Consider the following 22,697-nt stretch of genomic DNA (forward strand, 5'->3'; position numbering starts at 1 on the left):
ACTAACAGGTTCACCTTTTTTGTTTATAGATTAGGCAACATTAATTTACCCGCGTCCAATTTTGAGTACGGCCAATTAAAGAAATGCCAATATATCCTTTTACTTCCATTTTATCTTTGCCTAAAACTTTCATGTAGCACGAATACGTTTTGCCACTTTTAGGATCGTAAATAGTACCATCATCCCATTTGTTATCCCCCTCAAAAGAAAAATTTTGCATAAAAACCAAGCCTAAAATGGGCCGATTCTGTAAATTTCTATCCGGGTTCGACTTATCTAACTTGGGTTTACCATCGCGTATAGGTTCTTTTAACCAGACTATTTTACCACAGAGCTTACTGCCACATTTATATATTTCAAACTTAGCTTCTTTATCTTCGTTGGTCCAGGTTCCAACCGGGGTATTTGCAGTGTCTTGCCCAAGTACCCGGTAGCTTCCCATTATTAAAATAAACACCAGCAATAACAGATGGTTTTTCATGCGTGTCGTTTTCCAATTCAAATAGAAATTTAGGCAACTGCCTAAGCATTTCCAAACTTTATAAAATTCAAGGCAAATCTGTTAAAATTACCTTACTCCCAAAACGTAGCAGGCAGGTAAAGGATTGTTCTACTTTAAGTAAATCCCAAAAAGATTTAGATAATATTTCTTTTAATCAGTAAGTTAAGTTAGTTACTAAAACCAAGTTTTACTGCTGAATTTTATCCATCTAAAACCTACTACTATTATTATTCAGAAATAAGGTGACTGGTAAAGCCTTGGGCAACTAATTTTTCGTAGGCTTCCCAAACTTCTGAAGGGATTGCCTGGTATGTTTGAAATCCTTTTTCGGGATAAATTTGGATGCGCTGTAAATCGCCCAGCATAATGGAAATTACTTCTTCCATGGAAACATCCTGATTGGGATAATTATTAAAATCTATTTGCGGGGAAGTAACCAGAATTTCGGTTTTAGGTCCAGGCCATTGTTTCTCAAAAGTTGCCAGCGTTCGACGCTCCATGTAAGGCTTCTGCACTAAAATAAAACGGTTTACTTTTATTTGCTGCTGTTGCAGTAATTGGTAAGATAAGGCCACATTTTCACCGGTGTTCGTAGAGCGACTTTCTGTCAGAATTTTTTCTGCTGGTACGCCCATTTGCCTGGCCACCTGGGCAAATTTTTCGGCTTCGGTTTCCTGCCATAAACCTAAGGTTAAACGTCCTAAACCGCCGGCAAATAACAACCAGGGGGCATAATCTTGCAGCCATAATTCGGCCCCTCTTTCGGCTACCCGCAAATCGTGGCTGCCCAGTACCATAATACAATCGGCGGGCTGTAATTCGTGGTTCACATGGTGGTAATCCCAAATGCGTTGGGCAAGCTGAAGTGTTTCAGAAGAAATAGACATGTTAATTGTAAGATGTTTTGAAAATATTAATAAAGTTGCGTTATTCCGTATGATAAAATTCCAAGCCCCAATAAAATAATTAGCCACCCAACAACATTGGAAAAGCGGGTGGAAGGAAAAATCTGGTTTTCAAAATAAATAATATTAACCTTTTGACCTGCGTAGTAAAATGGGGGGAAAGTACCTATTTCGAGTTTCCCCTGTACATCTGAGCCGGCATTATCTTTAAACTTAATAATAGGATAATAGAGGTAAGTAATTTTACTATTGCTGCGCGACCATTCCCCTACCAGTTTAACTACTACCGCATTAGTATGAAATCCAAATTTTGCTCTTTCCCGGGCTTCAATGAGACTATTAATTCCGGTGCCTATAAATATAGCAGCACATACTATTAAAAGAATTTCAAAATACATCCGTAATTCTCGAAACTAATTGCCATCAACTATTGACCATGGACTATTGACTAGTCTACCAGATTTTCACTCGCAGCGAATCAGGACGATAAAGTTTTTGGCCGGGTTTTACGTTAAAGGCCTGGTAAAATTCGGGTACATCTGACATAGGCCCATTTACCCGGAGTTTGGCCGGCGAATGTACGTCGGTCAGAATTTGCTGCGCGAGGCGTTCGTCGCGCTGGTGACCTTGCCAGCCCAAAGCATACCCTAAAAAGTAACGTTGAATAGGAGTGAGGCCGCCAATTTTTTCGTCTTTTTTGTATTGTTCCGTTTTCTTAAAAGCATCCAGCGCAATTACTATTCCGCCTAAATCGGCAATGTTTTCGCCGGCCGTAGCTTTGCCGTTCACGTGCAAACTGTCAAGAACTACGTAATCGTTAAATTGCTTTACTATTTCATTTACTTTTTTCTTGAATAAGGTTTGGTCTTTAGGTGCCCACCAGTTTTTTAAATTCCCTTGCGCGTCAAACTGGCTGCCTTGATCGTCGAAGCCATGGGTAAGTTCGTGGCCAATAGTAGAAGCGCCGGCATAACCGTAAATAATGGCATCATCGGAATCTTCGTCGCGTATACCCGGAATGGCAAATATGGCGGCGGGTAATACAATTTCGTTGTTGCTGGGATTATAGTAAGCATTGTAGGTTTGCGGGGTCATGCTCCACTCATTCCGGTCTACAGGTTTGCCCAGTTTATTTAAATGGTAACGATACCACCATTCGTTGGCCCGCATAACGTTTTGCACGTACGAAGACCGATCTATTTTTAAATCCGAGAAATCTTTCCATTTATTTGGGTAGCCCACCTTTTTAGTAATTTTATTTAGCTTAGCCAAGGCTTTTTCTTTCGTGGGCGGGGTCATCCAATCTAGTTGTTGAATGTGTTCGCGGAAAGCGGCCACTACGTTATCCACCATGGTTTCGTAACGCTTTTTAGTGGCCGGCGAAAAATAATCGGCTACGAACAATTTGCCTAATACTTCACCCATGGCGTTTTCTTCTTCGTCGAGCACTCGTTTCCAACGCGCCCGCTGTAGTTTACGCCCTTGCATTACGTTACCGTAAAACCGGAAATGTTCATCGTCAAAGGCTTTCGGTAATTGTTCGGCGAAAGCGTGTACCAGTTGCCATTGTAAATAAGCTTGCCAATCGGGGAGAGGCGTAGTTTTCAATAATTGACCTACCGTACGGTAAAACTCGGGCTGCCCTACAATTATACTATCCAGTTTTTGAACTTGCATTTGGCTCAACCAGTTTTGCCAGTCAATACCCGGGGTGAGTTTATTTACCTCCGTTACCGCCATTTTATGATAATTGGCGTACGGATCGCGTAGATCTTCCAGTTTGCGGGAAGCTTTGGCGAGAGCTGTTTCCAGGCGCAGGACGCGCTCGCTGTTTTTTTTAGCCGTGCCTTCGTTTTGGCCTAAAAGGGTAAACATTTTAGTTAAATGCTTGCCGTATTCCCGCCGGATATTTTGCGTGCGGTTGTCTTTATTAAAATAATAATCACGGTTAGGTAATCCCAAGCCCGATTGATAAAGGTAAAGCGCCATTTGCTCGCTATTTTTGGCGTCTTGTTCCACAAAAGGACCAATAAGAGCATTTACTCCTATTGTTTGAAGACGGGCTACAACAGTAGGTATTTCGGCGTTTGATTTTAAAGCAGCAATACGATCCAGCTCCGGTTTTAAAGGTGTTATTCCTTGGTTTTCAATGGTTACCGTATCCAGGCCGGAATGGTAAAAATCACCAATTTTCTGTTCGTTACTGCCTGGGTTTCCTTCGCTGAAAGAGGCCGTTTCACTGATTCTTCGTAAGCGGGCGTAAATTTCGTTTTGTACTTCTTTGCCGATACTCCAGTTACTTTCCGATGCCGGAATAGGGTGTTTTTTAAGCCAGGTGCCGTTAGCATACTGAAAAAAGTCGTTGCCAGGGGCTACGGTAGTATCGAGGTAGCTGCTGATTAAGTCCGGCGTTTGGGTCTTCTCTTTTTCTTTTTTCTGACAAGCACTCAATAACCAAGCGCCCGATAAGAACATGAAAAAGCACAATGAATTAAAGTTTTTCATATAGGTTAGTAATGATCGTAGGACGAACGGGAAATAACTAAATTAAGGATATAGTAAATATTTTTTGCGGAGTTGCTTATACTGGCTTAAACCTGGCTCCCAACTCTTCCGGATTTCCGCTTCCGACAAACCCGCTATTATTTGTTTACGCAGTTTGGAAGTACCGGCTAGTTTATCAAAATTACCCATTTGCTTGCTTTGGGTATAATCAAAAAACTTTTCCTTGTCGGGGTAGGCTTTATATAATTCCATCAGCCATTTTAAATTAACCTGTTTCGTTTTCCGGAGCTGATTGGTGTCGTAATTTCTTAAATCCAGGCCATAGCAATCGGTATTATGATGCAGGGGCGTTTCGGACATTCCCGGAATACTAACCGGCCGAAATGAGAACGGATACTTGCCTTTTAGAGCCGGGGCACCCAATACAGTAAAAGGCATTTGCGTGCCCCGTCCCTGACTAATAATAGTACCCTCAAACAAACATAAAGTAGGATAGAGCAGTATAGATTGCGCAGTGTTTAAGTTAGGCGACGGTTTAACCGGTAATTCGTAGGGCGTATCGTGGGTGTAATTAGCTACTTTTATAATTTTAAGTTTGCATTTTACTTTATTAGCTAAATAGCCTTCACCGTTTAAGTATTGCGCAAACTCACCCATGGTCAAACCGTGGGTAATGGGTGTCCGGTGCCGGCCAACGCCCGAGCGAAGCGAATCTTCCAAAATAGGGCCATCCACAAAGTACCCGTTGGGGTTAGGTCGGTCCAGAATTACTAATTCTTTGTTGTTTTCGGCACAAGCCTCCATTACGTGTTCCAGGGTGTTAATAATGGTGTAGAAGCGGCACCCCACATCCTGAATATCGAATACCATTACATCCACATCGGCCAGGTGTTCTTTAGTAGGTTTGGCCGTTTTACCGTATAAGGAAATAATTTTAAGTCCGGTTTTCGCATCTACTTCGTCCTGTACTTTGGCTCCGTTGCTGGCATTACCCCGGAAGCCATGTTCCGGTCCAAAAACTTTCTGAATTTTAACGCCCAAGGCCAGTAAACTATCCGCCGAAGCTTGCTTACCAATTACAGACGTAGGATTGGCTACCAGGCCAACGCGTTTACCCCGCAAATACGGAATATACTTTTCGGTTTGATCAGCTCCTGTAATAGGTTGGGCCGCTATTTTTTCCGGGTTAGGTTTTTTAGTAGTGGAGTCTGGACGGCAGGCAATAATATAAGTAGAGATTAAAAAAACAGACAAAAACAAACCAGCAATAAATAAGTTTTTAATGTTCATTTCAGAATAAAATAGGAGGTTGTTAGAGCTTTGGGTATTAAAAGGTAATATAACGAAGGTATATAAAATATTAGCTTTTCCGATTTAATTTGTGCCTTACTTTTAACCGGGAGAGATTTAGCGGTGCTGATGAAATAATTCACGAAATCCGTTCTTACCTTGTAAAAAATTAAAAATGGAGGTGAGTGAAAGTTCTATTTTCTTCACCAAATTGATTATACAAAAACGCAAAAAAGGACACCTTTATTTAAAAGTAAGAACACGTTTGTTTTTAAATTTAGGTAGCTTGTGTTCCGTTACTTGCCGGATGTAAAACGTAACCATTAAAATGCATTTTCTAAAAAATGATAAATAACACTAAAATACCATTAGCCGAACGAATGCGTCCGCATTCGCTGGATCAGTTTGCCGGTCAGCAGCATTTGGTAGGCCCGAACGGAGTTTTGCGGCGCTACCTGGAGTCGGGGATGATTCCGTCCATGATCTTGTGGGGGCCGCCCGGCGTAGGCAAAACCACTCTGGCTAATATTATTGCTACCCAATTAAAACAGCCTTTTGTTGCTTTAAGCGCCATTAATTCAGGCGTGAAAGATATTCGGGAGGTAATTGATCAGGCAAAAAAGCGTCCGGGTACGGTTTTGTTTATCGACGAAATTCATCGGTTTAATAAATCGCAGCAAGATGCCTTATTGGGCGCCGTTGAAAAAGGTATAATTACTTTAATAGGTGCTACCACCGAAAATCCTTCGTTCGAAGTTATTTCTGCTTTACTATCCCGGGCGCAGGTATATATTTTAAAATCCTTGGGTAAGGACGAGTTGATCGATTTAGTAAATAAAGCCATTCGCGACGACGAGTACCTGCAAAAAAAGAATATAAAAGTAGAGCAGTACGATGCCTTGTTAACCATTTCGGGTGGCGATGCCCGTAAGTTGCTCAATTTGCTGGATATTGTAGTAGAAGCCTCACCCGGCAACGAGGTAGTTATTACCGACGAAAAAGTAAAAGAAATTGCGCAGCAAAACATTGTGCTGTACGATAAATCCGGCGAGAACCATTACGATATTATTTCGGCATTTATTAAATCCATGCGTGGCTCCGATCCTAACGCGGCGTTGTACTGGCTGGCCCGCATGATTGAAGGAGGCGAAGATCCCAAGTTTATAGCCCGGAGCATGCTTATTCTGGCCTCCGAAGATATTGGCAACGCGAACCCCAATGCCTTGTTAATGGCGAACGCTTGCTTTCAGTCGGTAAATGTTATTGGTTATCCCGAGAGCAGTATAATTCTGTCGCAAACGGCTGTTTTTCTGGCTACTTCCCCTAAAAGTAATTCCACCTATCTGGCTATTTGGGCGGCGCAGGAACACGTCCGGAAGAACGGGGCTTTACCGGTGCCACTGCATTTGCGTAACGCACCCACCAAACTCATGAAAGATATTGGGTACGGCGAAAGTTACAAATATGCGCACGATTATGCCCATAACTTTGTGCCACAAGAGTTTTTACCCGAAGAAATAAAAGGTAAGGTGTTTTACGAACCCGGCAATAATCCCCGCGAAAACGAAACCCGCAAAATCCTGCATAATATGTGGGGCGATAAATACAACTATTAAAAGTTTAAAATCCTTTAAACCAGTTAGAACAGCTATTATTTACGGGTAATATTATCTTTTTACTTAAACTATTAGTAGCTTGAACCGGTATTGCTATCGGTAGAAATACCGGTTTTTAAATGTAAGGTATATGGCACAGTTTTTTAAATTTACACTCGCCACAATTGTTGGCTTATTTTTATTCTTCCTCCTATCATTTTTAATATTAATTGGTATTGTTGCTTCTACCGCCTCTTCCGAAGAGGTTGTTATTAATAAAAATTCTGTTTTAGAATTAAAGCTGGACCAACCCATTAACGAACGCCAGCCTAAAGATCCTTTTGATGAATTAGGAATTCCGTTTGGAGTAGGGTCAAGTGGGTATGGCCTCGACGAAATAAAAGCTTCTATCCGGAAAGCAAAAAAGGACGATAAAATTAAAGGCATTTTCCTGAACGTGGAAATGGTTGATGCCGGCATGGCAACGCTCGAAGAAATCCGGAAAGAGCTGATTGATTTTAAACAGTCGAAAAAGTTTATTGTAGCTTATAATGATATCTGCTCCGAAAAAGCTTACTACTTAATTTCAGTGGCAGATAAAATGTACATCAATCCGCAGGGTGCCTTTGAATTAAACGGTTTAAGCGCCGAAACCATGTTCTTTAAAGGCATGCTCGAAAAGCTGAACATCGACGTAAATATTTTTAAAGTAGGGGAATTTAAAAGTGCTGTAGAGCCCTTGTTCCTAGATAAAATGAGCGAGCCCAATCGCTTGCAGGTAACTTCCTTTTTAAATTCCCTGAATGATTATTATTTACAAAACGTAGCCAAATCGCGGAATAAGACTGTTGCCGATTTAAAACTTATTTCCGATTCCATGTTGGTGCATAGCCCGGAAGATGCACTTAAATACGGGTTAGTTACCAACGTAGGTTATTACGACGAAGCTTTGGATTACATCAAAAAGCGGTCAGGCTTAAGCGAAAATGCAAAAATGACATTAGTAACTTTAAAGAAATACCGCAAAGTAGCCGGAACTTCCGATTCAGAATACTCTAAAAACCGCATTGCCGTAATTTACGCTTCCGGCGATATTGTAAACGGCGAAGGTGACGACGAATCTATTGGCGGAACCAAGTTTGCCAATGAAATTAGAAAAGCCCGAAAAGATAAAGCCATTAAGGCCATTGTTTTACGCGTGAATTCCCCGGGTGGTAGCGCAATGGCTTCGGATGTTATCTGGCGCGAAGTAATGCTGGCGCGCAAAGAAAAACCGGTTATTGCTTCCATGTCCGACTACGCGGCTTCTGGTGGGTATTACATTGCCATGGCGTGCGATACCATTGTGGCGCACCCAAATACCATCACGGGTAGCATTGGGGTTTTTGGTATTATTCCAAATTTTCAGGGTTTCTTAAACGATAAGTTGGGCATTACCCTGGACCGCGTTAAAACCGGTAAGTTCTCCGATTTGCCCACCGTTACGCGCCGGATGACTGATTTTGAAAAACGAATTGTGCAGCGCGAAGTAGAAAAGATTTACACCGACTTTACCACCAAAGCCGCCAAAGGCCGCGACATGACGCTGGCCGAATTGCAGAAAATTGCTTCCGGCCGGGTTTGGTCGGGAGTAGAAGCAAAGGAACGAGGCTTGGTAGACGTATTGGGCGGTTTGGAAGATGCCGTAAAAATTGCTGCTACCCGAGCTAAATTAGGTACTAATTACCGCGTGAAAAATTTGCCTGCCCAAAGGTCTTTCCTGGAGGAATGGATGGGCGACGTGAACAAAGAAGTAAAAATCCGCAGCTTACGCGCCGAACTCGGCGAAATGTACCCATATTTTGAACAACTCCAAAAAGTTTCGCGCCTGCAAGGCATTCAGGCCCGTTTACCTTTTGAGCTAAAAGTGCAATAGGCGCCAATAAAATAATTTATTGTTCCTGTACTATCAGCAACAATAAAGTTGGAACAATCAACCTCTAACTTGTAATCGGCAACCTGTAAATTTTCAATCTAAAACCTGCAACTTATTAACTTAAAAACTTTCCAAACTTTCCACCATTAAATCAAACTATGCAGCAACTCCAGGACGCTACCGATTACTTGATTCAGCAAACCAATAGTTTTGCGCCGGTTTACGGAATAATTTTAGGTACCGGATTGGGAGCCTTAGTTAACGATATTGATATTCAATACAGCATTCCGTACGACGAAATTCCGCATTTCCCGGTCTCGACCGTTGAGAGTCATTCGGGTAAATTAATTTTTGGCCAACTTGCCGACCGTGCAGTAGTAGTTATGCAAGGGCGTTTCCATTACTACGAAGGCTATAGTATGGAGCAAGTGGTATTTCCGATTCGGGTAATGAAAATGTTGGGAATTCAAAAGTTGTTTGTTTCCAATGCTGCCGGTGGCCTCAACCCGGATTTTAATACCAGCGATTTAATGGTAATAACCGATCATATCAATCTGCAACCCACCAATCCACTTATCGGGACGAACAAAGATGCCTTAGGGCCCCGTTTTCCGGACATGAGTGAAGTGTATGATGCCGCTATGATTCAACAAGCCAGGCAAATTGCAATAGTTAACGGATTGCCCGTAAAAACCGGAGTGTACGTGAGCGTTCCCGGTCCCATGCTCGAGACCAAAGCCGAATATCGTTATTTAAGTTTAATTGGAGCCGATGCAGTAGGAATGTCCACGGTACCGGAAATAATTGCTGCCCGCCACATGGAATTGCCGTGTTTTGCTGTTTCGGTAATTACGGATATGTGTGTGCCCGGACGAATTAAAAAAGTAATTTTATTAGATATTTTGGAAGCTGCTGCACAAGCAGAACCTAGTATGACTTTCCTGATAAAAGAATTAATAAAAATGCAGGGACCACCCGTAGAAAAAGAGATGTAATGGGTTAATTAACCTGGTGTAAACAAAAAAGCGGAGCTCTTCCGCTTTTTTGTTTATAATTTATTCCTTATTAAGGCTTACAATTGAACTGCCAATTAAGTTATATTGTATTAAATAATATAGAATAAACGTCACTTTAATTAAATTACAATCACTAAAAGGAAAATTATGCTACAGTTTCTTCGGGAAAGTACAAGACCGTTGAAAATTTTAAAAAAATTCAAAAAGCGTACCTTTAAAAAATGATTTATCTAATTTTTAGTAAATTTGCTAACTGATTTTGCAAATTGTTTAGAAAATTTCTGAAAAATATTCGACTTTTTAGCCTTTTTATTCAAAGTAAATTATTTTAAAATTTTTCTTTCAGTATATTTATTGTTAGTTTAAGGTTCCAATAACGTAAATGTACTGTTCAGGTAACTTCACTCAGATATTAGGCCTATTCTATATAGCCAAAAAATTCGCCTTATTAGTAACTATAAGGGAACCAAGGATTAACGAAAGATTTTATACTAGAAACAGATTAGTTACTGCAAGATATTTAAATTTGGTATTTCATGTCTGATCAAAATCACACCGGTTTGTACGATCCCGAGTTCGAGCATGACTCGTGCGGTATCGGCTTTGTGGCTCATTTAAAAGGAAGAAAATCGCACGATATTGTGGAAGAGGCCCTGCACATGCTAGCCCGCATGGAGCACCGTGGCGCTTGCGGTTGCGAAAAAAATACGGGCGATGGCGCCGGTATTTTAATTCAGATTCCGCATGAGTTTTTCGTAGATGAATGTGTAAAGTTGGGAATAAAGTTGCCGCCTTTTGGCCAGTACGGCGTGGGTTTGGTATTTTTCCCGAAAGATGAACGCTTGCGCGAAGAATGCCGGGCCATTATTAATCGCAATATTGAGCGGTTGGGTATGCAGTTGCTTGGTTACCGCCAGGTACCTACTTACAATGGGGAGATTGGCCCGAGTGCTTTAGCGGTAGAGCCGGAAATGGAGCACGTTTTTATTAAACGCCCGGATCACGTAACTACGCCCGAAGACTTCGAACGCAAATTATTTATTCTGCGCAATTACACCACGCGTTTGGTTCGCGAATCGGTGCAAATGCCCGATGTAAATAATGCGTTCCATATAGCATGTTTATCTTATAAAACGATTGCCTACAAAGGCCAGTTTACTACTTCGCAGGTGCGGTCGTATTTCCCGGATTTGCATCATAAAAACGTATGTACTGCTCTGGCAGTAGTGCATTCCCGTTTCTCTACCAATACGTTCCCGGCTTTCCGGTTGGCTCAACCATTCCGTTATATTGCGCATAACGGTGAGATTAATACCGTAAAAGGTAATATTAATTGGATGGGAGCGAATGAGGCAGTTCTTTCGTCGAAATATTTTACCCGCGAAGAACTGGATATGATACTGCCTATTTGCGATCCAACGCAGTCCGACTCGGCTAATTTAGATAACGTAGTAGAATTATTAGTGCTGTCTGGCCGTTCGCTGCCGCATGTAATGATGATGCTTATTCCGGAAGCCTGGGATGGCAACAAAGACATGGACGAGGACAAACGTGCTTTCTATGAATACCATGCCGCCTTAATGGAACCATGGGATGGTCCGGCTTCTATTTCTTTCACCGATGGTAAAATTGTAGGTGCTACTTTAGACCGTAATGGTTTGCGTCCGTCGCGTTATTTAGTAACCAACGACGATAAAATAATCATGGCTTCGGAAGCGGGTGTACTGGAAGTAGACCCGGCGAAAGTAGTTAAAAAAGGTCGGTTGCAGCCCGGTAAAATGTTCATCGCCGACTTGGAACAAGGTCGTATTATTTCCGACGAAGAACTAAAACGCGATATCTGCACCCGCCAGCCGTACAAAGAATGGCTGAAAAATAAAATGAAAATTAAGGATTTGCCGGAGCCGCTGGGTGCTTTTCACCAGCCTGGCCAGCAAGCCTTATTAAAACGCCAGCAGGCTTTTGGGTATACTTCCGAAGATTTGCAAACCATTATTGGCGAAATGGCCGAAACGGGCAAAGAACCGCTCGGCTCTATGGGTACTGATGCTCCTTTGGCAATTTTATCTGATCAAAGCCAGCATTTATCCAGTTATTTTAAGCAGTTATTTGCCCAGGTAACTAACCCCCCAATCGACCCCATCCGGGAACGAATGGTAATGTCGTTGGTATCGTACGTGGGTGGTGGATTAAACTTGTTGGACGAGAGCCCTTTGCATTGCCGTCAGGTAGAATTGCATACGCCCGTATTAACGAATAACGAACTAGAAAAACTTCGTTTTCTGGATCAATCGTACTTCCAGACCAAAACGATTTATACTTATTTTAAAGCCGACGGTCAGGCAGATTCGCTGGAACGAGCTTTGAAACGGATTTGCCAGTACGCGGCCGATGCCGTAGAAGATGGTTTTTCCATTATTCTGTTATCGGATCGTAGCCTGGATAGTAGCCATGCCCCGATTCCAACTTTATTGGCTACTTCAGCTGTGCATCACCATTTAATGCGCAAAGGTTTACGCGGTAAGGTTGGTATTGTAGTAGAAGCTGGTGATGCCTGGGAGGTACATCATTTCGCCACCCTTATTAGCTACGGTGCTTCGGCGGTGAACCCGTATTTAGCTTTTGAAACTATTATTCAAATGCGGGCGAATGGTTTAATTAAATCAGATTTGACCCAGGATAAAATGTTCTACAACTACATCAAAGCTATTAGTGATGGGTTGCTGAAGGTTTTCTCTAAAATGGGTATATCTACGCTGCAGTCGTACCAAGGTGCCCAAATATTTGAAGCTTTAGGTATTAGTCAGGAAGTTATTGATAAATATTTTCCTCGTACTGTATCCCGCATTGGAGGTTTAAGTCTGGAAGGAATTGCTAAAGAAGCGCTGGTAAAACACCGCTTGGCTTATCCGGAGAAATTTATCCCAAATCCAAAATTGGAAGTGGGCGGTATTTACCAGTGGAAACGCCGTGGTGAGTTCCACTTATTTAATCCGCAAACAATCCATTTACTGCAGCACGCTACTAAAAACAACGATTATCAGGTATTTAAAAAATACTCTAATCTGATAAACGAGCAAGGTGTGAAAGCTGCTACTTTGCGGAGTTTAGTTAAATTTAAAAATACCGGTAAATCTATTCCGATTAGCGAAGTAGAATCGGCTGAAAGTATATTCAAGCGCTTTGCCACCGGTGCAATGTCCTTTGGTTCTATCTCGCACGAAGCTCATACTACTTTAGCTATTGCTATGAACCGTATTGGGGGTAAGAGCAATTGCGGCGAAGGGGGCGAAGACGAAATTCGCTTTGAACGTAAGCCTAATGGCGATTGGGAACGTTCGGCAATTAAGCAAGTTGCGTCTGGTCGTTTTGGTGTAACCAGTTATTATTTGACTAACGCCGAAGAATTACAGATTAAAATGGCGCAGGGAGCTAAACCCGGCGAAGGTGGCCAATTACCCGGACATAAAGTAGATGATTGGATTGGGCGGGTTCGGCATTCAACGCCGGGCGTAGGTTTAATATCGCCACCGCCGCACCACGATATTTACTCCATCGAAGATTTAGCTCAGCTGATTTTCGATTTAAAAAATTCGAATCCGAAAGCCCGCATTAACGTGAAGCTGGTTTCAGAAGCAGGCGTTGGAACGGTTGCTGCTGGGGTAGCTAAAGCTTTCTCCGATGTGGTATTAATTTCTGGTTTTGATGGCGGTACCGGTGCTTCGCCGATTTCATCTATCAAGCACGCTGGTTTACCTTGGGAATTAGGTGTAGCCGAAGCGCATCAAACTTTAGTGCGTAATAAACTGCGTAGCCGGATTGTATTGCAAGCCGATGGCCAGATGAAAACGGGTCGTGATTTGGCAATTGCAGCTTTACTGGGTGCTGAAGAATGGGGCGTAGCTACTGCCGCTTTAATAACAGAAGGTTGTATTATGATGCGTAAGTGTCATTTAAATACGTGCCCGGTAGGTGTAGCCACTCAGAATAAAGAATTACGCGCTTTATTTACCGGTAAACCGGAGCACGTTGTAAACTTATTCCACTTCCTGGCGCAAGAGTTACGCGAGATTATGGCTGAATTAGGTTTCCGGACTGTGAATGAGATGATAGGTCAGGTGGATGTGCTGGAAATGCGCGATAACATTACTAACTGGAAGCATAAATCCATTGACCTGAGCCGCGTGTTGTATAAAGAGCAAGTTGGACCGGAAGTAGGTATTTATAAGCAGGAAGAACAAGAACACATGCTAGATGTAGTGTTGGATGTTGACCTGATTGAAGCGGCTAAACCTGCTCTGGAAAATGCGATTAATGTTAAAGGTGAGTTTAGAATTACCAATACCGACCGGGCTACCGGAACCATGCTGTCGCACGAAATTTCGAAGAAATATAAAGGGATAGGTTTACCGGCAGATACGATTCACTTTAAATTTAATGGTTCGGCTGGTCAAAGCTTTGGTGCTTTTGGAGCACCTGGTATCCGGTTTGAATTGGAAGGTGAGGCTAACGATTACTTCGGCAAAGGTTTATCCGGTGGTCAGTTAATTTTATATCCGCCTAAAACTGCCCGTTTTAAAGCCAACGAAAATATTATTGCGGGTAACGTAGCCTTTTACGGTGCTACTGCCGGCGAAGCGTACATTCGGGGGCAGGCAGGTGAGCGTTTCTGCGTGCGTAATTCCGGGGTAAAAGCCGTTGTAGAAGGCGTAGGCGATCACGGTTGCGAATACATGACGGGCGGGGTGGCTGTAATATTAGGAGAAACGGGTCGTAACTTTGCCGCTGGTATGAGCGGTGGTGTGGCGTACGTGTTTGATCCGAACCAACAATTTGCCGGCCGTTGTAACATGGAAATGGTAGACTTTGATCCTTTGGAAGAAGAGGATTTAAATGAATTACACCGTTTAATTTCTAACCATCAGCAATTTACTGGTAGCGATGTTGCCGCCGCTTTGCTGGGTAACTGGGAAAATACTGTAAAACAATTTGTAAAAGTTATGCCAACCGACTACAAACTGGTACTGCAAAATCGCAAGTTAGTACAGGAAGTAGAAGTAGGAAATATGGAGGTAGCAGTAAATGGGTAAGCCAACTGGATTTATGGAATACGGCAGAGAGCTGCCGAAAAAAAGAGACCCTAAACTACGGGTAAACGATTATAACGAATTGTACGAGCCCTTTGGCGAAGATAAAGTACAAACGCAAGCCGCGCGTTGCATGGATTGTGGCGTACCTTTTTGCCATAGTGGTTGTCCGTTGGGTAATATTATTCCCGATTTTAACGATGCCGTGTACGAGCAGAATTGGGAATTAGCCGCCGAGATTTTATTTTCTACGAATAATTTCCCGGAATTTACCGGTCGTATTTGCCCGGCTCCCTGCGAAGCCGCTTGCGTACTAGGTATTAATAAACCTCCGGTAGCCATTGAGGAAATTGAAAAAAATATTGCCGAAGTTGCCTTTGAAAGAGGCTATGTACGAGCCAAAGAACCGCCTGTACGCACTGGTAAAAAAGTTGCCGTTATTGGTTCTGGGCCGGCTGGTTTGGCAGCGGCAGAGCAACTAAACCGGGCGGGTCATTCCGTAACAGTTTTCGAACGGGCCGATAAAATAGGTGGTTTATTGCGCTACGGTATTCCCGATTTTAAATTAGAAAAATGGGTAGTAGACCGTCGTTTGAAAGTAATGGAAGACGAAGGAGTAGTTTTTAGAACAAACTCCAACGTGGGGGAAAATATTAAAGTACCCGACGTGATGCGCTCTTTTGATGCTATTATCCTAACCGGTGGTTCTACCATTCCGCGTGATTTGCCTATTCCTGGCCGCCACCTGAAAGGGGTACACTTTGCCATGGATTTCTTAACCCAGCAAAACGGACGAATCAACGGAAAAGGAATTGCTCCGGAAGAAGAAATCTGGGCAACGGGTAAAAACGTGGTGGTAATTGGCGGAGGCGATACCGGCTCGGACTGCGTGGGTACTTCTAACCGGCACCGGGCTAAGTCTATCACGCAAATAGAAGTATTAGCCAAACCGCCGCAAGAACGCGATACTTCTACCCCGTGGCCGAATTGGCCTATGCAGTTACGTACGTCCACTTCGCACGAAGAAGGTTGTGACCGTAATTGGGCTTTAACTACTAAAGAGTTTGTCGGTGACGAGAACGGTAATTTAGTAAGTCTGAAAATTGCGCAAATGGATTGGGTAACTTCAGCGCCCGGCGAGAAACCTAAATTTCAGGAAGTGCCTGGCACCGAACGGGTTATTCCTTGTGAATTAGCTTTATTAGCAATTGGTTTTGTGCATCCGCAACATAACGGCATGATTCAGGAGCTTGGAGTAGAACTCGACGAGCGTGGTAACGTGAAAGCAGCCGATAATTTCCAGACCTCCGTACCAAAAGTTTTTACCGCAGGCGATATGCGTCGGGGACAATCCTTAGTAGTATGGGCTATTTCAGAAGGCCGGGAAGCGGCTCGTAATGTTGATATTTTCCTGACGGGTTCTACTAAATTAGAAGCCCGCGACATTTCGATGCTAAATACGGCCACCTTAGTATAAGCATAAATTTTAGTCGAATAAGAAAGGCTTTTGGGTTTACCAAAAGCCTTTCTTATTTATATAGATTTTGTTATTTCTTTGGCGGCACTACTAGCTTTCTCCGGTCGTAGGCCAAATTGGTAAATACTCCCAACCCGCCTTGAACGGTAGATTTTACACTACCCGGTTGGGCGAAAGGGTTACCGTTAGCATTTTTAGCATCTTCTACCGATTCATGAAAGTCGAAGAAAGCTTTATCAAAATGGTGTAAAGTAACAATTAACGAATCGCCCGGATCAAAATCGTAACCAGTACCAAACACAAAAGGTTGGCCGTTGTTTAATTCATCGGAAGAAGTATAATCTATTTCGGCCTTGTGGAATAAACTATCTCTATGAACAGAATATTGATAATAATCCTCGGTGGTACTATCGTCCTTAAATCGTGTTAGCACTAAGGCTTGCTCTTTATCATTAAAATTAAATTCTACCGTATCAATTTTCACTGGTGGTAAAATAGTGGTAATGCCTACTAACTTTCGACCTTTAGGATCGGTAATCGATAGAGTAAAAACATCGCCTGGATTAGCTTGAATAGCTTCATTGGTGGTATGGGTGTAAAATTTCCGGGTAACTTCGTCCATGCCTACTCCATAGGTTAACGTTTGGGGCACACCGTTGCGCGCAATTATAACTTCCGCATCTTGAATAATAACAAGGTCAGGTTTAGCTAAGTAAGAACTGCTTTCAACTAACGAGAGTCTTGCGGGTTGGCCTGGTTCCAAATAGCATTCTACCACCATCTGGCTTTGGTAGGTAGGTAAATTTATGTCTATATCTTTTTCCAAGTCACAGCTTGTTAGTAGACCTAGCAAAACCCAAAAAAGTAATAAACACTCTCTGCCGAGCATCCGCATAAACACTAAAATTTAAAGTTATAAGTAACCGACGGAATTACCGGGAATAAAGAAACTTGTTTGGCTTTATAGGCCTGGGGAATATCTGTTTCTGCAATTTTTATTTCGTCGAAATACACAAAGTAAGGATTTCGGCGGTTATAGGCATTGTAAACACTAAACGTTAAATCAGATTCGCCCCGACGCGGACGTAATTTGTAAACTAAGCCTAAATCCATCCGGTGATAGGCCGCTAGCCGAAATTGATTACGACCCAGGTAAACCGGTACCACGGAAATATCTTCGCCAGGTGGACCTTGTAACCCAAACCTGCCAACCGGAAGAGAATACGCGCTACCTGTGCCATACACCCAAGTACCAGTAATTTGCCAGCGTTTCGCTAATTGGTGCATTATGACCGCAGTAATATCATGCCGACGATCGGCCCGGGTAGGAAAGCGCTTACCATTGTTTATTTCAGCAAATTTCCGGTTCGACCAAGATAAAGTATAGCCAAGCCAGCCCGTGGTGCGTCCTGTTTTTTTCTCCAGATAAAATTCACTGCCGTAACTATCGCCGCGGCCAAACAAAAATTCTTTATCTAAATTATCGTTAACAAAAAGCTGGGCGCCATCTTTAAAATCGATCTGGTTTTTCATCCACTTATAGTATAACTCGTGCGTAAACAAATATTCACCGCCTTTAAATAAATGACTCCATCCTAAAGCTACTTGGGTAGAGCGTTGCGGTTTAACGGTGCTATTAGAAGGATACCAGATATCGGTAGGCAAGGAAGCACCGGAGTTACTTACTAAATGAATGTACTGCCGCATGCTGGTGAAACTGGCTTTTAGAGCCGTGTTTTCGGTAAGGCTATACCGCACCGCCGCCCGGGGCTCTAAAGCGGCAAAGCTGGTACCTTGGTTTAAGAAACCAGATAGCCGTACGCCATATTGGAAAGACCAGGCAGGAGTGGGCTGCCAATCATCGGCAACATAAATTCCGTATTCGCCGCCGCGGTAACGCGACCCAGCACCTAAACTAAAACTATTATCTTCGGCCCCGGCTTGGAACCGGCCTACCAGAAATTTATGATAGGTATAATGTGCCCCCAATTTTAGTTTATGCGCATTGCCGGGTAAGTAATCCAAATCAGTTTTAAGGGTATAATCCTGTATGTCGGAGCGCAGATTAAAGCTGAAAATATCGAGCTTATTGGTGATGGTATATTTGTAACTGGAAGTACTGAGTGTAGTATTGACAAATAAATTTGAATTAAAAGCGTGATTCCAGCGGAGAGAAGCTACTTTGTTGCCCCAGCCAAAATCAAATTTAAAACCACTGTTCCGAAAGCCAAAAATATCGTTACCTAAGTAACCGCTGAGGTACAAATTATCTTTAGGACCAAGGTTAAAGTTAGCTTTAGCATTTAAATCGTAAAAGTAATAATCCGGAATAGGGTTATAGTCTTCCTTATCTTTGTTGGCGCGGTTAGCCATACGGGTAAACACATCGGCGTAGGTACGGCGTCCGGATACAATAAACGAGGATTTACCTTTTTTTATTGGGCCCTCTAAGGTCAGGCGCGAGGCAATAAGACCAATTCCACCAGTAGCCCCAAATTTTTTGGTGTCTCCCTCGCGTAGCTTTACGTCTACCACCGACGATAATCGGCCCCCAAATTGGGCCGGAAAACCACCTTTGTACAAATCTACACTCCTAACGGCATCTGAATTAAACACGCTAAAAAAGCCAAACAAATGCGAGGCATTGTAAACAGTAGCATCATCGAGTAGAAACAGGTTTTGATCGGGACCACCACCGCGAACGTATAAACCAGAGGTGCCTTCGCCTCCCGATTGTACTCCCGGCTTTAACTGTAAGGTTTTTAAAATATCTACTTCGCCAAAAAGAGCAGGTAGCAATTTAGCCTCACGAGCCGTTAATTGTTCGATGCTCATTTGGGCTCCCGCAAATTTTTCCCGCAAACTACCACCCTCAATTACCACTTCCTTCAATTGGTTACCGGCCAGAGGAAGGCTCATGTTTAACCGAAGGTTGCGGGAAAGGGTAATCTGCCGGGTAATGGTTTCGTAGCCTACGTACGAGAATTGTACCGTATACGTACCGGGAGTTACCCGAAAGGAATAAAAGCCATGGGTATTAGTAGTTGCCCCAATAGTAGTGCCGGTAATAAAAGCAGAAGCCCCAATTAAAATTTCACCAGTATCAGCGGCCCGTAGAGTACCACTAATAGTATATTGATTTTGAGCAACAATTGATACGCTACAACCAAGAAATAAAGTAAAAATCAGAGATAAGTAAATGGTTAAACGCATGGGTGCGGATCTAATTTAGCTCAATGTGGGGCAGAAAATCCACAAAAAGTATCCTGTTTAAACATAACGCTTTCAAGAGTCAGATGTTTAGAGACCTAAGTAAAATATATGAGAAAATCTAAAATAAGGCTTTCGGGAGAATACACTTAATTTAGACTATGAATTTGAAACCATTGTTTGTTTAATTACTATATAGCCAAGTATCGCGAAGTATCTTTTGCTGGGGGTTAGCTGCCGGATCAATTTGTAAAACGTTTTGCTTTTCTTCGGTAATTTTAAGGAGGTGCCCTTTTAACTTTTTAGGTTTTATTTTTCCGCGTTTATTTGCCCGACCAACTAATAATGTAATTTCCTCGCCGGGTGCCTTGGAGTAAACTTCCGTTTTAAAAATTTCCGAAACAGTTTCGGGCGTAAGTGCTTTGTTATTTAAGGTTATTAATTGATCACCGATTTGTAATTTACTTTTTTTACTAAAAGCAGTGGTTTCAGAAATGTTTTCTACGGTTAGTTTCTGAGCGGTACCATCGTAACCTAATTCTAAGCGGCCCAACGATATTTTCTCTTCGGTACTCACTGGCTGGTAAACAACGCCCACCGTTTTAAAAATATCAGTGTAAGGCAAAGGCTGGCTACCTTCTACATACTTCCGGAAAAAATCCCGTATTTCCGGATAAGTAAGAGATGTAATTTTGTCGAAAAGTTCTTCATCCTTAAAAGCTTTGTTTTTACCGTAGGTTAAGGCTAAATCCTGCATAAGCCGGCGCATACCATAATTTCCACCTGACAATTCGCGCAACTTAATATCCAGAGCTAAACCAATTAAAGCACCTTTTTGGTACACGTTTCCGTACTGGCTGGCATATTTATCTAAAGCGCCCTGGCTCATAACTGTAAATGGCAAGGTGTCGTTATACTGGTTGGCTCCAATAATGTAAGCGCGTAATTTATTTAAATAAACCTCGGGCGTAAGAATCTTCTGATTTACTTGCACGTGGGTAGCGGCGTATTCGGTTACCCCTTCGTACAACCACAAATGCTCCGACATTTGCGGATTGTTGTAATCAAAATCGTGGATTTGTTCGGCATGAATGTTAAGCGGCGTTACAATATGAAAAAACTCATGGGCCGCTATGCTCACAATTTGCTGGGCAATCCGCTCCGGATCAGCCTCCGGCATGTAGTACACCGAAGAATACGAATGTTCCAGCGCGCCGTATGCCCCGGTTTTGTTAGGCTTATCCGAAAGATAAATTAGAAAAGCATAGCGGGGTACCGGTAATGTACCTCCTAAGTAATTTTTTTGAGCTTCCAGGGTCGAGCGAATGGTAGCACCTATAAAATTAGCTTTTACTTTTTTACTCGGCGAATAAACAGATACTAAAACTTCTGCTCCGCCTATATTTAAAACAGTAGTATCTGGTACGGTGTACATGAGCGGCGAGTCCACTAATTCCATGTAAGTGGGTACCACAAACGTATCCGAATCGGAGCTTGTTTTAGTTGTTTTTAAAGCGGTTGAACCGTAAAAATTTTGGGGTTTAAGCACGGTAAACTCGTACGATAACCGCTTCAGGTTATCAAAATAACCCATAAAACCGTGGGTGTTAATCAAAAAGTTTTGGTTGGCCTCGATGTTGGTACCCGTAGGTTCAAAAATAGAATGCGTGGCTGCTGTATCCTGAAAAGTATCGTCAATCCAATACGTTAGCTTATTTAGAGCAGTAGCATTTTTGATTTTCCAGCGATTATCATCTAGTTTTTCAACTTTCAGTAGTTGCCCATTTTTAGTGTAAGCTTTAAACTCGGATACATAACGCCCAAAATTATCAACGGAATACGTACCGGGTACCATTTTAGGAATGTTATACACTACTTCTGAGGTAGTAATACTGGGGGTTTGTAGAGTTACTTTTACTTTATCGTTTTGTACGTTTTGCAAATCCAACGTGAAGCGGTAAGGAGAAGGAGCAGCTAAAAGCGAGGTTAAGGTAAAAAAAGTAAATGCAATGGCTAAGCAAAATTTCTTCATTAATAAAATACTAGGTGATACGATAATGAGTTTACTTTTTCAAAGGTCAAACGTACTAGGTAATTCCTCCGGAGTTAATTTAAGTTCTGGTTATTTTAAGCCTGATTTCGAATAATAAAAATAAAGGCCCGATTAAAGATTTAAGTTTATGGCAAAGTATAAAGATACACTTTTGTCAGGAATCTTTCTTAAAATTGGTGTAAAGCCTTTGTTTAAAAAGTACAGTAGACAGCTGGTTTTGAATAGTTATGAATCAGACTTGGCCGGGATTTTGTCTATTTGAAAAGGCTATAATTATGAAATATATGTATAAAAGTTGCTTTGCCCTATTCACTTTAGTTGCTTTTTTTAGTTTATCAGCGCAGGCTCAAAAGTACCGCACAACCATAGGCGCTCGAATTGGCCGTAACGATTTTGGTATTACTGGTCAGCAGAAAATTTATAAACAAACTACCCTGGAAGCCATTGGATTAGTGAGTGGCCGGGAGGTAAGCGCCACCGGTTTAATAGAACAGCATTTTCCTGTTTTAGGTCAGGGATTTAATGTTTACCTCGGAGCTGGTGCCCACGTAGGCCATTTAAAGGACCACGGTGGGTTTTACGGCGGCGATTTACTGGGAGGAGCAGAGTTAAAATTACCTATTGTTCCCATTGTGCTTTCCTTGGATTTAAAACCAGCTTTTCATGTAAACCACGAAGAATGGGGAACGATAAATGGCGCTTTGTCTATCCGGTATATTTTAGTAAAAGAGAAAAAAGAAAGAAAAAAGCTTTTTGGGATTATTAACCGGAACCAAGATGATCGTCGCGATCGTGAGCGGCGGAAAAAGAAAGACGATAGATCGGGCGGCTGGTTTCGGAAAAAAGAGAAAGAAGAAGTGAAAAAACCAGATAGTTGGTTTAAGCGGTTAAAAGATAAAATTTAAGGAAAGAAACACAAGTTTCAAGATAGTAGAAACAAGGTTTTTTAGTGAGTAATTTATTAATTTTTAACTCATTACAGTAAATATATCCCTATTATATAGGTTAAGTTAATTCTGTTTGTTTACTTATCTCTGGTTGAACTTATAGAAAAGCGGCAGATTTATTTTAATTTACTAACCGTAAAAGCAATTTGATTTTGTAAAACATTATCGACTCAATTAAGGTAAATAAAACTTAAA

Annotated in this window: 14 protein-coding genes; 6 read left to right on the forward strand and 8 right to left on the reverse strand. The window is 42.1% G+C overall.

The features are described 5' to 3' along the window. Nucleotides 1-40: 40 nt before the first annotated feature. The 5 genes from HUW48_RS06890 to HUW48_RS06910 all read right to left on the reverse strand — a co-directional run bounded on the left by HUW48_RS06890 (nucleotide 41) and on the right by HUW48_RS06910 (nucleotide 5,202). Nucleotides 41-481, reverse strand: a complete 441-nt coding sequence (locus HUW48_RS06890; protein WP_182414978.1) for a DUF2147 domain-containing protein — start codon at nucleotides 479-481, stop codon at nucleotides 41-43. Between the two features lie 248 nt (nucleotides 482-729). Further along, the gene (locus HUW48_RS06895) at nucleotides 730-1,389 is read right to left on the reverse strand and encodes a YdcF family protein (RefSeq protein ID WP_182414979.1); all 660 of its coding nucleotides are present in this window, start codon (nucleotides 1,387-1,389) and stop codon (nucleotides 730-732) included. Nucleotides 1,390-1,415: 26 nt separating this feature from the next. After that, nucleotides 1,416-1,805 carry a hypothetical protein gene (locus HUW48_RS06900; RefSeq protein ID WP_182414980.1) on the reverse strand — a complete coding sequence of 130 codons (390 nt, stop codon included), beginning with the start codon at nucleotides 1,803-1,805 and terminating at the stop codon, nucleotides 1,416-1,418. 55 nt (nucleotides 1,806-1,860) lie between these two features. Beyond that, a complete protein-coding gene (locus HUW48_RS06905; protein WP_182414981.1) occupies nucleotides 1,861-3,912 on the reverse strand; it encodes a M13 family metallopeptidase in 2,052 nt (683 codons plus the stop codon). Between the two features lie 42 nt (nucleotides 3,913-3,954). Further along, complete coding sequence (locus tag HUW48_RS06910) at nucleotides 3,955-5,202, reverse strand: exo-beta-N-acetylmuramidase NamZ family protein (protein WP_182414982.1); 1,248 nt, start codon at nucleotides 5,200-5,202, stop codon at nucleotides 3,955-3,957. 344 nt (nucleotides 5,203-5,546) lie between these two features. Here HUW48_RS06910 and HUW48_RS06915 point away from each other — a divergent pair, with 344 nt between their 5' ends. From HUW48_RS06915 to HUW48_RS06935, 5 genes are all read left to right on the forward strand, one after another. Further along, nucleotides 5,547-6,818, forward strand: coding sequence for a replication-associated recombination protein A (locus HUW48_RS06915; RefSeq protein ID WP_182414983.1), 1,272 nt, complete (start codon nucleotides 5,547-5,549; stop codon nucleotides 6,816-6,818). A 130-nt stretch (nucleotides 6,819-6,948) separates the two neighbouring features. Continuing rightward, on the forward strand, nucleotides 6,949-8,712 hold the full coding sequence (gene sppA, locus HUW48_RS06920) for a signal peptide peptidase SppA (RefSeq protein WP_182414984.1): 1,764 nt from the start codon (nucleotides 6,949-6,951) through the stop codon (nucleotides 8,710-8,712). Between the two features lie 158 nt (nucleotides 8,713-8,870). Beyond that, the gene (locus tag HUW48_RS06925) at nucleotides 8,871-9,707 is read left to right on the forward strand and encodes a purine-nucleoside phosphorylase (protein WP_182414985.1); all 837 of its coding nucleotides are present in this window, start codon (nucleotides 8,871-8,873) and stop codon (nucleotides 9,705-9,707) included. Between the two features lie 557 nt (nucleotides 9,708-10,264). Next, a complete protein-coding gene (gltB, locus tag HUW48_RS06930; RefSeq protein ID WP_182414986.1) occupies nucleotides 10,265-14,818 on the forward strand; it encodes a glutamate synthase large subunit in 4,554 nt (1,517 codons plus the stop codon). After that, nucleotides 14,811-16,292: a glutamate synthase subunit beta gene (locus HUW48_RS06935; RefSeq protein ID WP_182414987.1), complete on the forward strand. Its 1,482-nt coding sequence runs from the start codon at nucleotides 14,811-14,813 to the stop codon at nucleotides 16,290-16,292. Before gltB ends, HUW48_RS06935 begins: the two co-directional genes overlap by 8 nt. Before the next feature lie 70 nt (nucleotides 16,293-16,362). Here HUW48_RS06935 and HUW48_RS06940 read toward each other — a convergent pair whose 3' ends face one another. The 3 genes from HUW48_RS06940 to HUW48_RS06950 all read right to left on the reverse strand — a co-directional run bounded on the left by HUW48_RS06940 (nucleotide 16,363) and on the right by HUW48_RS06950 (nucleotide 21,534). Further along, nucleotides 16,363-17,118: a DUF4249 domain-containing protein gene (locus HUW48_RS06940; protein WP_182414988.1), complete on the reverse strand. Its 756-nt coding sequence runs from the start codon at nucleotides 17,116-17,118 to the stop codon at nucleotides 16,363-16,365. Nucleotides 17,119-17,192: 74 nt separating this feature from the next. Beyond that, nucleotides 17,193-19,505, reverse strand: coding sequence for a TonB-dependent receptor (locus HUW48_RS06945; protein ID WP_182414989.1), 2,313 nt, complete (start codon nucleotides 19,503-19,505; stop codon nucleotides 17,193-17,195). Between the two features lie 181 nt (nucleotides 19,506-19,686). Beyond that, nucleotides 19,687-21,534 (reverse strand): M61 family metallopeptidase, encoded by a 1,848-nt coding sequence (locus tag HUW48_RS06950; protein ID WP_182414990.1) that lies wholly within the window; start codon nucleotides 21,532-21,534, stop codon nucleotides 19,687-19,689. 296 nt (nucleotides 21,535-21,830) lie between these two features. Here HUW48_RS06950 and HUW48_RS06955 point away from each other — a divergent pair, with 296 nt between their 5' ends. Next, the gene (locus HUW48_RS06955; RefSeq protein ID WP_182414991.1) at nucleotides 21,831-22,460 is read left to right on the forward strand and encodes a hypothetical protein; all 630 of its coding nucleotides are present in this window, start codon (nucleotides 21,831-21,833) and stop codon (nucleotides 22,458-22,460) included. The last annotated feature ends 237 nt before the right edge of the window (nucleotides 22,461-22,697 follow it).

This window comes from Adhaeribacter radiodurans (genome assembly GCF_014075995.1).
Taxonomy (GTDB): domain Bacteria; phylum Bacteroidota; class Bacteroidia; order Cytophagales; family Hymenobacteraceae; genus Adhaeribacter; species Adhaeribacter radiodurans.